This is a genomic window from Shinella daejeonensis, assembly GCF_024281235.1.
Taxonomy (GTDB): Bacteria; Pseudomonadota; Alphaproteobacteria; order Rhizobiales; family Rhizobiaceae; genus Shinella; species Shinella daejeonensis.
This window is the reverse complement of the sequence record NZ_JAHWXY010000015.1, coordinates 18,507-32,768: the sequence shown is the minus strand read 5'-3', so window position 1 is coordinate 32,768 and position 14,262 is coordinate 18,507. Positions and strand designations below refer to the sequence as shown.

Genomic DNA, 14,262 nt, shown 5'->3' with positions numbered 1-14,262 from the left:
GAAGGAAGACCACCATGGCTACGCAGAGCACAACGAACCCGTCTCTCTCCCGCCGTTGGGAGAACTACCAACCTTCAAAGACCATGCTGGTCTGGGCATGCATCGCCGCGATCATCGCAACGATCGTCGTCGGATTCGCCTGGGGCGGCTGGGTCACCGGCGGCACATCACAGAAGATGGCCGTGACCGCTGGCGACACGGCGCGTGGCGAACTGGCGTCCGCCATATGCGTTGAACGGTTCAACGCAGCGCCGGATGCGGCCGCGAAACTTGCTGAGTTCAAGGCTATATCCGACAGCTACAAGAAACGGCAGTTCGTCGAAGCCGGTGGCTGGGCAACGATGCCGGGCCAGACGACTGCCGACCGGCTTGGAGTCCAGGGCTGTGTCACCGGACTTGGCGCATAATACCCCGCTTAAAGCGCTCAGGCAGGCGCCAGGGCGTTTCCACCCGCCCCAGGAAGGAACGTCAGCAATGATTTCGTTTGTCAAGAAGACAGATATGCAGCCGATAGCCCCGCAGGTCGAAGACAATCGTTTCGAGCAGATCCGCAAGGCGGCTGCCGAACGTCACCGGAAGGCGGACACCGACGGCACACGTCGCCGCGCCCGCCAGAAGGCCGAGGACAACCGGCTCATTTGAGTTGTCGGAATTTTCGGGCTGAGCTCCCCAGTGGCATAACCTTCAACTTCACTCGCACAGCTCCCGATAGACAGAATACTTCCGGTGAGTTCGGCGCGGCAGAGAATCGCTCCATGCACCTTAAAGCAGGTATCCGACAGTGCCGTTCGTCATCGGAGGTGAACGTCGCTGCTTTCCTTTCGCTCGGAATAGCGGTCGGTCAGGTAGGATGATACATCGCGCGTTAGCAGCGTGAACTTCACCAACTCCTCCATCACGTCGACCACTCGATCATAATATGACGATGGTATCATCCGGCCGGCTTCATCGAACTCCTGATATGCTTTGGCGACGGACGACTGGTTGGGGATCGTCACCATCCGCATCCAGCGGCCGAGCACCCGCATCTGGTTGACGGCGTTGAAGCTCTGCGAGCCGCCGGAGACTTGCATGACGGCGAGTGTCCGGCCCTGCGTCGGCCTTACCGCGCCGACCGAAAGGGGAATCCAGTCGATCTGTGCCTTCATCACCGCGCTCATCGCACCGTGACGCTCCGGGCTGGTCCAGACTTGACCTTCCGACCAGAGCGAGAGCTCGCGAAGCTCCTGCACCTTGGGATGATCGACGGGAGCGCCGTCCGGCAGCGGCAGGCCGGACGGATTGAAGATGCGTGTTTCCGCCCCGAAATGTTTCAGCAGGCGCTCGGCCTCGTATGTCAGGAAACGGCTGTAGGATCGCGCGCGGAGCGAGCCATATAGCAGCAGGATACGCGGCGGATGGGTAGAGGGTTCGGTTACGCGCAGCCGACCAAGGCTGGGAGTAGCAACGCAGCCGGCAGCAAGATTGGGAAGATCGCCCGGCATCAACGCTGCTCTTTCGCAAGTTCGGACACCTTGCCGCCGCGCTCATACCAGCCTTTGGAGCGGTTCACGATCCAGACGACCGAGAGCATCACCGGCACTTCGATCAGCACGCCGACCACAGTGGCGAGCGCCGCGCCCGAATGAAAGCCGAACAGGCTGATGGCGGCGGCAACCGCCAGTTCGAAGAAGTTCGATGCGCCGATTAGCGCCGAGGGTCCAGCCACGCAATGCTGCTCGCCGGCCAGCCGGTTGAGCAGATAGGCAAGACCGGAGTTGAAATAGACCTGAATCAGGATCGGCACGGCCAGCAGGCCGATGATTGCGGGCTGCGCGATAATCTGCTCGCCCTGAAACCCGAAGAGCAGAACCAGCGTCGCCAGCAGCGCAACGAGGGAGGCCGGGCCGAGCTTTGCAAGCAGGTGGTCGAGCGCGGCCTGCCCGCCGCTCGCCAGCATCCGGCGACGGATGATCTGCGCGATGATAACGGGAATGACGATATAGAGCACCACCGACAGGACCAGTGTGCCCCATGGCACGGTGATGGCTGACAGGCCCAGCAGCAGGCCGACGATGGGCGCGAAGGCGACGACCATGATGGCGTCGTTGAGGGCAACCTGGCTCAAGGTGAAATGCGGTTCGCCTTTCGTCAGGTTCGACCAGACGAACACCATGGCCGTGCAGGGTGCGGCGGCAAGGATGATGAGGCCGGCAATGTAGCTGTCGATCTGGTCCGCCGGCAGATAGGGGCGGAACAGCCAGCCGATGAACAGCCATCCCAGCAGCGCCATCGAGAACGGCTTCACAGCCCAGTTGATGAACAGCGTCACGCCGATGCCGCGCCAGTGGCGGCCGACCTCGCCCAGTGCTGCGAAGTCGATCTTGAGCAGCATGGGGATGACCATCAGCCAGATCAGCACGGCGACGGGCAAGTTGACGCTGGCAATTTCCATCGCGCCGATGGCCTGAAATGCGCCCGGCAGGAAGTGGCCGAGCGCGATGCCAACGACGATGCACAATGCGACCCAAAGGGTGAGATAGCGTTCGAAGGTAGACATGCAATTCCCTCAGGTCGTGGCCACGCGCCGACCGTGTTCGTCGATCACCCGCTCACCATCTTCCTTGACGAACGCGCCGCGCTGCGGCGGCAACAGGTCGAGCACGTCCTCGGACGGCCGGCAGAGCTTGACGCCCTTCGGACTGACGACGATGGGTCGGTTGATCAGGATGGGATGCGCCATCATGGCGTCGAGCAACTGCGCGTCACTCAAAGCCGGGTCGCCAAGGCCCAGTTCCGCATAGGGCGTGCCCTTCTCGCGCAGCAGTTCCCGCACCGATATGCCCATGCGCGCAATAAGTCGGGTCAGCATCTCGCGCGACGGCGGTGTCTTCAGATATTCGATGACATGCGGCTCGACGCCCGCATTGCGGATCATCGCCAGCGTGTTGCGCGAGGTGCCGCAATCGGGATTGTGATAGATGATGACGTCCATGGCCGGCTTCACGCTGCGCTGTTGCGTGGAGACGACGCGCCATCGGACTGGCCGATCTCGGTCAGTTTAGTGCGCAGCGACGCCTTGTCGAGACTGGCGACCGGCAGGGACGTGAAAGCCGAGATACGGTTCTTCATGTAGCGGAAGGCCGCAACGAAGGCGGCTTCCTTCTGGATATCCGCTCCATCGACGGCCGCCGGATCTTCGATACCCCAATGGGCGGTCATGGGCTGGCCGGGCCAGACCGGGCAGGCTTCGCCGGCAGCGTTGTCGCAGACGGTGAACACGAAATCCATGACAGGCGCGTCAGGCCCCGCGAACTCCTCCCAACCCTTCGAGCGGAAGCCTTCAGAGGGGTAGTCGAAACTCTTCAATACCTTCAGCGCGAAGGGATTGATCGTCCCCTTCGGTTGCGAACCCGCAGAGAAGGCACGAAAGCGACCCTCGCCATCCTTGTTCAGGATGCTTTCCGCGAGGATCGAGCGTGCCGAGTTGCCGGTGCAGAGGAACAGGACGTTGAAGACGCGATGCTCTTGTCCGTCAGACATGGGAGGTTCCTTTCGTGGGTTCGCAACAGGAAGACAGCGCGGCCATTGCCGGATTGCAGACCTCCGGGTGGCCCTGACAGCAATCGCGCATGAGGAATTCGACGAGACCGGCCAGCGTGGTCAGCGCGGCGCTGTAGATGATCGACCGCCCGTCACGGCGGGACTCGACAAGCCCGGCCTGTTCGAGATGGCTCAGATGGAACGACATACGGGACGAAGATGCGCCATCCATCGCTTCGCCGATTGCTCCGGCCGACATGCCTTCCGGGCCGGCAGTCACCAGCAGCCGGACGATGCGCAATCTCGTTTCCTGCGACAGCGCGGCGAAGGCATTGAGGGCTTGCTTCTCGTGCATCATAATCTCAATAACTCAAGAATCATTGAGATAACTCATATGGCAGAATGCCGCTGAGTGCTAGCGGAAATTCGCGATGGCCTAACCGAGTGAGGCCGCGTTGGCGGCGGCAACAGCCTTAAGGAGGGCTATGGAGGGGAATAGAGTAGATATAGTTCTCATCATCACCCGGTATGGCGCGCCAAATACCGCCGATTGCCCTCTGTTGCCGCCGATAACCGGCGAAACTACGCCCGAACAAAGAGCATCAGACGGTCCTTGCGCGAAAAAGCGTAGAAACGGCGGTGTCTGGCGGTGAAAAAGTTCGAATCGCTTCCGGTCGATTGGTCGATTTTGACCCTGCGCAGACTTGTTTATGGTGCATTAAACGGCCTCTATTCGCCCTCATCCTAGTCGTTCAAGTCCAATAGATCGTTCCCCGTAAGTTGCCGTTGGGCTTTGGCTGCACGAATGACGCCAATTGACTTCGGTGAAATATGGGCGATTGGGCCTATTAACGAAAAGATTTGGCCCGTACGTATTTGACCAGAATCGAGGGTTTGGTTACGCGGCGGCATGTTTGAGATCACGGGCAATGATATCGCTCTTCTGAATGACAAAGATCTCAGAGATCTTGTCGCTCTTCTTTGCGAAGCGGAATTGCGTCACCGCAGCCTGCCTGCGTCGGCCGTGACCTGGGGCGGCAACCAGACTGCCCCCGACGGCGGCCTCGATGTCCGCGTTTCTCTCCCCGCCGGAACGCCGATCGACGGGTTCGTACCGCGCGCCGCTACGGGCTTTCAGGTGAAGAAGCCCGACATGCCGCGCAGCGAAATTCTCGCAGAAATGCGCCCTGCGGGAACGGTTCGGTTCGTCATTCAGGAGCTGGCGGCGCAAGCCGGCGCCTACATTATTGTCAGCGCAACCGGATCGACTGCGGACGGAGCGCTCGCCAATCGGCGGAAGGCGATGGCGGATGCGGTCGAGGACATCGCACAGCGGGATGAGCTCGTCCTCGATTTCTATGATCGCGGGCGCGTCGCAACATGGGTACGCGGTCATCCGGGCCTCATCCCATGGGTCCGCACTCGCATCGGCAAATCCCTGTCGGCGTGGCAACCCTATGGGCAGTGGGCGCAGGCGCCTGCCGGCAGCGACGATAGCTACCTTGTCGATGACGCATTGCGTATCCAGACTAGCAGCGCTGAGAATGGCGATGGCGTCGCCGCGCTCACCGGCCTTGAGAGAATCCGCGATCTTCTGGGCCAACCTGGTAAAGTCGTGCGTTTGGTCGGACTTTCAGGCGTCGGGAAGACCCGCTTTGTCCAGGCGCTTTTCGATCCGGCCATCGGTGCGCGAAGCCTCGATCCGTCGCTTGCCGTCTATGCCGACATGGCGGACACGCCTGATCCGCAGCGCCTTCGCCCGCGCCACCTTGCCGAACGCGCCGGTGGCGGGAGGTTATGTGACGATCACCAACACCGGTGAAACCGAGGACCGGCTGGTTTCCGCATCCTCGCCGGTCGCCGGCGAGGTGCAGATTCATGAAATGGCCGTGACCAACGATGTCATGACCATGCGCGAGTTGCCCGATGGCCTTACCATCCCGGCCGGAGAGACCGTCGTGCTCCAACCGGGTGGGCTGCACCTCATGTTCATGCAGTTGCGTGAACCGCTGGTCGAAGGCGAGACGGTTCCCGTGACACTGGACTTCGAGAACGCCGGAACGGTCGAGATCGAGCTGGCCATCGCCGCCGCCGGGGCGCGCTCCATGCCGCACGGCGAGCAGGGCGACCACGGCGGACATGACGCACATGGCGATGCGGCGGCCGATCATCACGGCGCGGCGGACCATCACGGGCATAGCGGGCAGTTCGATCAGGCATCGGCCGCTACCGACGAAGACGCGATCTCCGGCCTGCTCAAGTCGATCTTTGAGACCCCTGACAGCCCGCTCGACATTCGTCCTGTCGTAGTCGAGGGCGAGTTCGCCATTGCCGGATGGGCACAAGGCGGGACGGGTGGCCGGGCACTGCTGCGCAAGACGGCGGATCGCGGCTGGGCCGTGCATCTTTGCGCCGGCGACGGCCTTCGGGAAGCGGCCAATCTCATCCAGATCGGTATTCCCGAGACCGATGCCCAGGTCTTGGCCGACCGGCTCGCCGAAGCGGAAGCCGCGTTGGACCCGGCTCATGTCGCTCTGTTCTCGCTATTCGATGGGACCGTGATCGTCGAAGAAGATCTGTTCGAGGAGAGGTAAGATGGCATCATCGACGCTCAGGACTGCACGAACCGTCCTCTGGACGCTGGTCGCGGTCGCCGCGCTCGGCGTCGGCTGGGTCTACGTCTCTCAGACAGTGCTCCAGCCTCAGCCCCGAACTATCGCGGGCTCAGCCTATGGAACGGGCGACTACCAGCTCGTTGACCACAATGGCGAGCCCTTTACCTATCAATCCCTTCTTGGCCGCCCGGCCATGGTGTTCTTCGGCTTCACCCATTGCCCCGATGTCTGCCCCACAACGCTGGCGGACATGACGGTCTGGTACGAACGGCTTGGAGCCGATGCGGACGATCTGGCCGCATACTTCGTCTCGGTGGATCCCGAGCGCGATACGCCAGAGATCATCGGCAACTACGTCGGCTGGACCGAACGGGTGGTCGGGGTGACCGGAGATCGGGCCGAGATCGACAAGGCAATCTCGGCATGGGGCGTCTATGCCCGGCGCGTCGAGAACGACGGAGACGGGTACAATGTCGATCACACCGCCTCGGTGTTCCTCATCGACCCGCAGGGCGGGTTCTTCGGCACTATCGCCTATATGGAGAACACGGAAACAGCGATTGGGAAGCTCCGGCGGCTGCTTGGCCCTGGTTGATCGAGCCCGGAATATTGACAGAGATGTCGGCTTTCTTGAACTTCGACCCAAAAAGCTACCTAGCCGGTTTCCACCCCATAGATGCCATTCGCTCGTGCCTAAATTTAGAGGGCTATAGCGTAGACATAGTTCTCATCTTCCCCCGGTGCGGCGCGCCAAATACCGCCGATTTCCCTCCACAGTACGCTATAACCGCCGAAAGTACGCTTGTGCCAGGAGCGAGAGGTGGCGTCATGTGAGGGAGAGTAGAAACGGCGGCGTTTGGCGGTGGAGAAGTTCGAATCGCTTCCGGCCCGATTGATGGTTTTTCGCAAACGACGTTGTGCATGAAGCTCTGAATGGCAGTTGCCTGCCTTCATCGGTCGATAGCAAAGTCGAGACCTCCTATCGAGTGTGGTTATACTTTTGTCTCGGCACCTCTCACTTGGGAAGTAGCGGCAGTAAAAGAAACGGCGGAGAAAACACCGGCTCGGTGGTCACATGACGACCTCCATATACGAAAGCCTCGCAGGCGCTGTTATTTCTTGAGCAGGAGAGCAACCAGTTCCGCCTGCCTGCCGGTATTAGTCTTCTGGAATATATTGCGCATATGAAAGGCAACGGTAGACCGGGATACACCAAGGTCAGCCGCGATCTGCGTCAATTTCCTGCCTTGTGTAAGCGCTTGGGTTATCCGTATTTCTGCGGGCGTGAGGCCGTATGATTGAGCCAGCGTTGAAAAATCTGTATCGGTCGGCTCCAGTGGGCGCGCTGAACGGATTCGATCGATCTGGCGCAAACGCGCTTCGATTGTCACTAGTAAGAGATCATAATCTATTGGTTTGACGAGATAATCATCGGCACCAAGCCGCTTTCCATCGACGATGTGCCTAGGATCGGCAAGGGCAGAGAGGAACACGAACGGAATTTCGGCATAGTCCGGTCCCCTTTCATGCAGGGCCTTAAGCACGCCATAGCCGTTAAGTTCGGGCATGGAGATGTCGCAAAGAACCAGATCGGGGCAGACACGCGCCAGCTTGCCGAGCGCATGCTTGCCATTGTCGGCTTCTACCACATCATAGCCTGCCTCGACCAGTTCATCCCTGATGTCACGCCTCAGTTGCGCTTCATCCTCGATGCAAAGGATCACAAAGCGCTTCCGGTTCGGAGACGGCGCGAATGTCATGCCGGTTCCTTTCGTAGGGCCATGGCTGTAACGGAGCCGGAACCGGAGGCACTACTGGGCAGCAGCATCGCCATTCGAACCATGCCAGGCTCCGAATTTTGCAATTGCACATCACCGCCCTGCAAGCGGGCAAGCGCTCTGGCCATATAGAGGCCGACTCCGATACCGGGACGGCCTTCCGTATTGCTGCCGCGATAATAGCGTTCGAACAGCGCCTCCCGTTCGAATGACCCCTCCTGAGGTCCAGTGTTGGCTACTACGCATTCGATCTGCGTGCCGCTGTCGGTGAGGGTAATGCTTATCGGTGTCTTTGCCGGTGAGTATTTGACGGCATTGGACAGCAGATTCGTGAGGATGTGTTCCGCATGCACGGGATCACAATAGGCAATGGGAGAAGCGCCGTCTGGAAGCGTGACAGTGATCCGCCCCGAGCCAGTGTTTTCTGTCGACCGGGAGCAGATCTCTGCTACGAGGTCACCGAGATCGCAAAGCTGACTGCGGACTTCGATCTGGCCGGCATCGAGGCGTGCGGCGTCGAGGGTGCTTTCCACCAACCTGACCAGACGCGCGACAGCGCTGCGGGCTTCCTCGCCCCGTTCCAGGATTTCTTCCGGAGTCAGCCGGTCACGCCGGCGCATCAGGCGCTGAAGCGCGGAATCGACAAGGGCGAGCGGCGTGCGGAACTGGTGCGAGATCATGGTGCCGAAGTTCCGATAAAGATCCGCTGTAGCCCGCTCTCGGGTCAGGGCAGCGTCAAGCTCCTGCGTGCGCGCCTGCACCAGCTGCTCCAGATGGTCGCGATGATTGGCTATCTCCCGCTGCGCTGCCCTCCGCTCGGTCACGTCCGACATCAGCAGGATCATGCCGATGATGCGTCCGCCGTCACGCAGAGAGAAGCAGCGCAAGTCGACATAAAGCGGGTTGGACTGATGAGACGGAAAGAACGGCTGATCCAGCAGTGCAACAGCCTGTCCCTGAAGGGCATCGCTGATCGCCTGCTCAATCCTGCCGACCTCGAAAAAGCCTGAGATTTCGCTCAGTATTGCGCCTGTAGCCACGTCAGCGGTGACCCCAAACAACCGTTCGGCAGCCTCGTTCCAAACCGTGCAGCGCCGATCCATATCCACGGCGATTATGCCTTCGCCACTGGAGCCGATCAAAAGTTCGGAGAACGCCTTTTCCTTGTTGAGCAGGCGAGTCCGTTGCCTTGCATCCCGTATCGCCAGCAAAAAATGGACGCAAAGCACGGTGCCTGCCAGCGATATACCGATCATGGAGATGATGATCTGCCATAACTGCTTGCGTGTTGTGTCGAGCGTAGCGCCAAGGTCGTCCCATTCGGCCACCATTGCCTTGTTGGCCGCTTCCGTGAGCGCTGCATTGTAAGGGACAAGCAGAGCCCTGATACGGGGTATCACCTCTGGTCTGGCGCTCATCAGCAGCGAGCCAAGATCAGCCAGGCTTCCACGCAAGGCGTCAAGCGCGGAGGTAGCGCCAAGTGCTTCCATCCGCCGACGCTGCGGGCCCTCATCAAGCAAGGCAAGCCGGCTAAGGAATACGTTGTAACGCAACTCCATCTGCGCGTGATCAACCTCTCCGGCTACGCTGCCCACGACGGCCTCACCCAGCTGAAGGCTTGAAATATGCGCCCTGGAGATCACCCAAAGCATGTTCTGGGTGGCCTCGATGCGCATATCCCGCTCAAGGTCGGAAAGACGCATCAGCGAAAACGCCAGCAGAGCAACGAAGATGACGATGGCCGAAACCGGCAGCGCGACGCCAAGCAATGCACGCGCCTGACGGCTCATTGAATATCCAGCCATCGCAATTGCCAGACCCAGCGATAGTCGAAGCGGATATCCTGCAACTCCGCATGCTGGTCACGCGGATAGATTATCCATAACGGCCCCTTGTCGCTCGGCAACAACGGTTCGCCATCCATTTCATAGGCTACGAGGACATCAAACCGGTCGAATTCCTCGATCGCAATGTCAATTGCGTAATCGTTCAGGGCTCTCGCCGTCACGGTTGTGCCCCGGGCACCGATATGCGCCAGAAGGTCTCTCATCAGAAATCCGCTAAAGCGACGCACACCATCTGTGACGGCCGTCGCTGTTTCCAGCCGGGCGACAGGCAACGCCCTCAGCATCTCCATGTCGAAATACGCCGCTCCTTGCGTAGTGATCCTGGAAATCGCCCCCCGAACCTCAAGTATTGGGGGAGACGTTGGCGGCGGGATTTTTTCCATGTCACGTCCATGGACGTCAGAGAAGCAAAACAACGTGGCCGCCAAGGTAGAAAACAAAAATCTTCGCAAATTGACGCGCCGCCTCCCAGGCTTTTCCGTGTATTTTTTCTGCCAGTTTATTCCATCCGTTCTGCAGCTCGGATAGCTGGGGCCAATTATACCCAGGCTTGCCGGCATGTCCCTATCCAAATGAACGGGGCATATTGGGTTTGCGCCTGCTAAGCTTGCGCAACAGGCATATAGGGCGGAGCAGAGCATGTGGGATTTCAATGTCGGCAATGCGCTGGCAATGATGGCGCGGACCATGCCGTTCATCGTGCTGCGGATGGTCGTCTATTTCGGCATCGCCGCTGGCTACGTTCTGGTAACCGGAACCGGTGCGGGCATCGGCTATGGCGTTGGCGGCTTCGGTGACGAAGGATTTCAGGCCAATACGACCATGTGGGGCGCCATCATGGGGTTCGGCCTGTTTGGCGCCATCATGTACTGGGCGCGCGAATACATCCTTTATATCGTCAAGGCGGGCCATATAGCGGTGCTGGTCGAGCTGATCGACGGCAAGCCAATGCCAGACGGAAAGTCGCAAGTCAGCCATGCGACAGCGGTGGTAAAGGAGCGTTTCGCTCAGGCCAGCGTGCTGTTTGCCATCGATCAGCTCGTCAAGGGCGTGATCGGCGCGATCACGGGGCTGGTGCGCGGAATTCTGACCATCCTGCCCATACCTGGCGCGCAGCAGCTTTCCGGTATCCTGCATGCCTTCCTGCGGGTCGCCGTCGGCTTCATCGACGAGGTCATCCTCGCCTACGCAATTCGCACTGGTTCGACCAACCCATGGGGATCGGCCAGGGAAGCGCTGGTGCTCTATGGCCAGAATTACAAGGTGATGCTCAAGAACGCCGCCTGGCTGGCGATCATTGTCTACCTCATGAGCTTTCTCGTGTTTCTGGTCATGCTCGCGCCGGCGGCTCTCGTCGTCTATCTGATGCCGGGAGCCTGGGCGGCAGGCGGCTTCGTCTTCGCACTGCTGTTTGCCTGGAGTGTCAAGGCGGCGCTTCTGGAACCCTTCGCCATCGCCTGCATGATGCAGGTCTACTTCAGGACCATTGAAGGCCAGCAGCCAAACCCCGAATGGGACGCAAGGCTGGAACAGATGTCGGCCAAATTCCGCAAGCTGAAGGCCCGGGCCCTGGGTGAAGCACGACCTTCCGCCGCAGCCGAAAGCAGCTGGCGTCAGGCGTGACGCGCCATTCACGACAGGAGACAATGATGAAAGTTCTGAAGGCAGCGCTGGTCGCGGCCACGGCAGTGACGATGTCCATTTCGGACGCCTCGGCGGCTGAGGATGTGGTGATCGTCTATGACGCCTCCGGCTCGATGTGGGGCCAGATCGACGGCACCAGCAAGATTGAAATCGCGCGCGACGTGATGGCCGATCTCGTGACCGGCTGGTCCGACGACATCAATCTCGGCCTCGTCGCCTACGGGCATCGCTCGGAAGGCGACTGCCGCGACATCGAGACCCTGATCGAGCCGGGGCCGCTCGACCGGGCAAGCTTCATCAGCACGGTGAACCGCATCCGCCCGAAAGGAAAGACGCCGATTTCCGCCGCGGTTCAGCACGCCGCGGAACTCCTGTCCTATCGCGACAACCCCGCCACCGTGGTGCTCATTTCCGATGGTCTGGAAACCTGTCAGGCCGACCCTTGTGCGCTGGCCGAGCAACTGGCGCGGCAGGGCGTGAAGTTCACGACCCATGTCGTCGGCTTCGACCTTGAGGATCAGGCCCATGAAAGCCTTGCCTGTATTGCCGAAAACACCGGCGGCGTCTTCGTTCCGGCGCAGAATGCCGATGAATTGAAGGCCGCGCTGGCCCATGTCCAGTCGGTGATGGATTTGCAGCCAATGACGCCGCCAGAGGCCGAAGTGGCGCCCGAGCCGGAGCCGGAGCCACAAGCGGAAATAGCGATCCAGGCGCCGGAACAGGTGACGACCGGATCAAGCTTCAAGGTAACCTGGTCGGCGTCGATCCATCCGGAAGACTATGTCACCATCGTTCCGGTCGGAGCCGAGGAAGGAAAATACACCAACTATCAGCGCGTGCGTGATGTCACCGAAAACAGGTTGATCGCGCCCGCCCAGCCCGGTTTGTACGAGGTACGTTACGTCACACGGAAAGATGGCCATACGCTGGGAGCAACTCCCGTCGAGGTCGTCGAGGCCGAAATCGGTATCACTGCGCCGCAACAGGTGACCACAGGCGCAAGCTTCAAGGTGACATGGTCGACGTCGATCCATCCGGAAGACTATGTCACCATCGTTCCCACCGGAACCGAGGAAGGAAAATACACCAACTATCAGCGCGTGCGCGATGTCACCGAAAACAGACTGACCGCGCCCGCAGAGCCCGGCCTTTACGAAGTACGCTACGTGCTGCGCGAAGGAGGCCGCACCATGGCGTCTACCCCTGTGGAGGTCGTTGAGGCCGAGATAGGGGTCGCGGCACCGAAAGAGGTGACCACTGGTGCAAGCTTCAAGGTGACCTGGTCGGCGTCGATCCATCCGGAAGACTATGTCACCATCGTTCCAGTGGGAGCCGAGGAAGGAAAATACACCAACTATCAGCGCGTGCGCGATGTCACCGAAAACCGATTGATCGCGCCCGCAGAGCCGGGTCTTTACGAGGTACGCTATGTGCTGCGCGAAGGGGGACGCACCATGGCGTCCGCCCCGGTGGAAGTCGTTGAGGCCGAAGTGGTGGTGAGCGGCCCTGATGTCGTCCGGGCCGGAACTAAGATTCAGGTGACCTGGTCGATCTCGATCCACCCGGAAGACTATATCACCATTGTTCCCGCCGGGACCGCCGAGGGCGAATATGCCGACTATATCCGGGTTCGGGACGCACGTGCCGGCGAGATGAAAGCGCCAGCTGAAACAGGGCTTTACGAAATCCGCTATGTGTTGCGCGAAGGCGCCCGCACTCTTGCCAGCCACCAGCTGGAAGTGGTGGCGCAAGACGCGCCGCTGGATGACGGGGCCGGACTGGCGGCACCGTCAGAAGCCGGAGCCGGAGAGACAATCACCGTGTCGTGGCGCACGGAAGGCGAGAGCGCGGACCAACGCGTTGCCCTTGCCCGCGCCGATCAGGCCGATTTCAGCTGGATTGCCGCGCACAAGGTCGGAGCAGAAAAATCGCTGGAGCTGCAGATGCCGGCACAGGCTGGAACCTATGAAATCCGATTTCTTGACGTCAGCGGCCGCAAGGTTCTGGGCCGTGCGATCGTAGAGGTGAAATGACCATGCCGCACACATTCAAGGCCACATTGCTTGTCATGGCGCTCGGCCTGGCCGTGTCTGCCGCCCATGCCGAAATCGATGGTCACGGACCGGATGCCTGGCGTGTCACGGGCGTCTCCGGCAACGATGTTCTCAACGCTCGGATGGGCCCCGGCACCAACTATCCGGTGATCGAGACATTCGCCCACAATGAACGCAACATGCAGCAGATCACCTGTGTTCCGTTCTACACCGCTGCCCACTACATGGCGATGACGCAGGCGCAAATCAGCGCGCTGCCGCCCCGCTGGTGTCTGATGCGCAACAAGGCGATGAGCAAGGCGGGCTGGGTGGCGCAACGCTATATCACCCCCGATGGCAGCGAGCCCATCGCCGCAGCGACGAAGCCCCGCCCGGCACAGCCAGCGCCCGAACCCTATGCAGCAGCCCCCGGCATCGATCCGGTTGCTCAGGCGCAGGACCTGGTGCGTGAGCTCTACGAACGCCAGTTCCAGTCGGAAAACAGCAATCTGCCGAGCGCATTCGATCCTGCCGTATCCAGAAACTACTTCACCGACGACATCGTCGCCTGGCTGGCCTCCGGCAATGTCGGTGCGCATCCTCTTTATGGCGCGCAGGACTTCGACGGCGCCATCGAAGACCCCATGCCCGACCCCGACCAGCCGATGCTGCGCGGCATGATCACCATCAATGTCGATTTCACCAATTTCGGCAAGGACCAGCGCGCGGTCTTCTACCTGCGCGCCGACACCACAAAACCCGGCGCGCCGTTACGCATTTTCCGCGTCGAACACAACGGTTGGTCCTATCCGTAGGCAATGGA

The 14,262-nt window shown here is 60.5% G+C and carries 16 protein-coding genes; 8 read left to right on the top strand and 8 right to left on the bottom strand.

What is annotated here, in order from left to right; translation table 11 throughout:
* The first annotated feature begins 14 nt into the window (after nucleotides 1-14).
* Together KYK29_RS21020 and KYK29_RS21015 are read left to right on the top strand one after the other, a co-directional pair.
* Nucleotides 15-407, top strand: a complete 393-nt coding sequence (locus KYK29_RS21020) for a hypothetical protein (RefSeq protein ID WP_040673268.1) — start codon at nucleotides 15-17, stop codon at nucleotides 405-407.
* A gap of 94 nt (nucleotides 408-501) precedes the next feature.
* Nucleotides 502-642 carry a hypothetical protein gene (locus KYK29_RS21015; protein ID WP_183831609.1) on the top strand — a complete coding sequence of 47 codons (141 nt, stop codon included), beginning with the start codon at nucleotides 502-504 and terminating at the stop codon, nucleotides 640-642.
* Nucleotides 643-791: 149 nt separating this feature from the next.
* Here KYK29_RS21015 and arsH read toward each other — a convergent pair whose 3' ends face one another.
* From arsH to KYK29_RS20990, 5 genes are read right to left on the bottom strand one after another with little or no spacing between them, the layout of a single operon-like run.
* Complete coding sequence (gene arsH, locus KYK29_RS21010; protein WP_036748515.1) at nucleotides 792-1,484, bottom strand: arsenical resistance protein ArsH; 693 nt, start codon at nucleotides 1,482-1,484, stop codon at nucleotides 792-794.
* A complete protein-coding gene (arsB, locus tag KYK29_RS21005) occupies nucleotides 1,484-2,539 on the bottom strand; it encodes an ACR3 family arsenite efflux transporter (RefSeq protein ID WP_024846004.1) in 1,056 nt (351 codons plus the stop codon). The genes arsH and arsB overlap by 1 nt, the downstream gene beginning before the upstream one ends.
* A 9-nt stretch (nucleotides 2,540-2,548) precedes the next feature.
* Entirely contained in the window at nucleotides 2,549-2,974 is a 426-nt protein-coding gene (arsC, locus tag KYK29_RS21000; protein WP_024846003.1) for an arsenate reductase (glutaredoxin), read from the bottom strand.
* Nucleotides 2,975-2,982: 8 nt separating this feature from the next.
* Nucleotides 2,983-3,522, bottom strand: coding sequence for an arsenate reductase ArsC (locus KYK29_RS20995; RefSeq protein WP_254692847.1), 540 nt, complete (start codon nucleotides 3,520-3,522; stop codon nucleotides 2,983-2,985).
* Nucleotides 3,515-3,877, bottom strand: a complete 363-nt coding sequence (locus KYK29_RS20990) for an ArsR/SmtB family transcription factor (RefSeq protein ID WP_183827035.1) — start codon at nucleotides 3,875-3,877, stop codon at nucleotides 3,515-3,517. Before KYK29_RS20990 ends, KYK29_RS20995 begins: the two co-directional genes overlap by 8 nt.
* Before the next feature lie 555 nt (nucleotides 3,878-4,432).
* Here KYK29_RS20990 and KYK29_RS20985 point away from each other — a divergent pair.
* The 3 genes from KYK29_RS20985 to KYK29_RS20975 are packed head-to-tail and all read left to right on the top strand — an operon-like array spanning nucleotide 4,433 to nucleotide 6,732.
* Nucleotides 4,433-5,344 (top strand): hypothetical protein, encoded by a 912-nt coding sequence (locus KYK29_RS20985; RefSeq protein WP_254692846.1) that lies wholly within the window; start codon nucleotides 4,433-4,435, stop codon nucleotides 5,342-5,344.
* The gene (locus tag KYK29_RS20980; protein WP_254692845.1) at nucleotides 5,322-6,116 is read left to right on the top strand and encodes a copper uptake system-associated protein; all 795 of its coding nucleotides are present in this window, start codon (nucleotides 5,322-5,324) and stop codon (nucleotides 6,114-6,116) included. The genes KYK29_RS20985 and KYK29_RS20980 overlap by 23 nt, the downstream gene beginning before the upstream one ends.
* Before the next feature lies 1 nt (nucleotide 6,117).
* Nucleotides 6,118-6,732 carry an SCO family protein gene (locus KYK29_RS20975; RefSeq protein ID WP_254692844.1) on the top strand — a complete coding sequence of 205 codons (615 nt, stop codon included), beginning with the start codon at nucleotides 6,118-6,120 and terminating at the stop codon, nucleotides 6,730-6,732.
* Between the two features lie 517 nt (nucleotides 6,733-7,249).
* Here the strand turns inward: KYK29_RS20975 and KYK29_RS20970 are convergent.
* Genes KYK29_RS20970 through KYK29_RS20960 form a run of 3 tightly spaced genes read right to left on the bottom strand, consistent with a single transcriptional unit; the run spans nucleotide 7,250 to nucleotide 10,322 of the window.
* Nucleotides 7,250-7,897, bottom strand: a complete 648-nt coding sequence (locus KYK29_RS20970; protein ID WP_193731094.1) for a response regulator transcription factor — start codon at nucleotides 7,895-7,897, stop codon at nucleotides 7,250-7,252.
* Nucleotides 7,894-9,705, bottom strand: coding sequence for a sensor histidine kinase (locus KYK29_RS20965; protein ID WP_193731093.1), 1,812 nt, complete (start codon nucleotides 9,703-9,705; stop codon nucleotides 7,894-7,896). The genes KYK29_RS20970 and KYK29_RS20965 overlap by 4 nt, the downstream gene beginning before the upstream one ends.
* A complete protein-coding gene (locus tag KYK29_RS20960) occupies nucleotides 9,702-10,322 on the bottom strand; it encodes a putative pterin-binding protein (protein ID WP_254692843.1) in 621 nt (206 codons plus the stop codon). The genes KYK29_RS20965 and KYK29_RS20960 overlap by 4 nt, the downstream gene beginning before the upstream one ends.
* 79 nt (nucleotides 10,323-10,401) lie before the next feature.
* On the opposite strand from KYK29_RS20960, the gene KYK29_RS20955 reads away from it, so the two are divergent.
* Genes KYK29_RS20955 through KYK29_RS20945 form a run of 3 tightly spaced genes read left to right on the top strand, consistent with a single transcriptional unit; the run spans nucleotide 10,402 to nucleotide 14,254 of the window.
* Nucleotides 10,402-11,385 (top strand): hypothetical protein, encoded by a 984-nt coding sequence (locus tag KYK29_RS20955; protein ID WP_239800555.1) that lies wholly within the window; start codon nucleotides 10,402-10,404, stop codon nucleotides 11,383-11,385.
* A gap of 23 nt (nucleotides 11,386-11,408) precedes the next feature.
* Complete coding sequence (locus KYK29_RS20950; protein ID WP_254692842.1) at nucleotides 11,409-13,439, top strand: vWA domain-containing protein; 2,031 nt, start codon at nucleotides 11,409-11,411, stop codon at nucleotides 13,437-13,439.
* Complete coding sequence (locus KYK29_RS20945) at nucleotides 13,436-14,254, top strand: SH3 domain-containing protein (protein ID WP_254692841.1); 819 nt, start codon at nucleotides 13,436-13,438, stop codon at nucleotides 14,252-14,254. Before KYK29_RS20950 ends, KYK29_RS20945 begins: the two co-directional genes overlap by 4 nt.
* Nucleotides 14,255-14,262 lie beyond the last annotated feature (8 nt).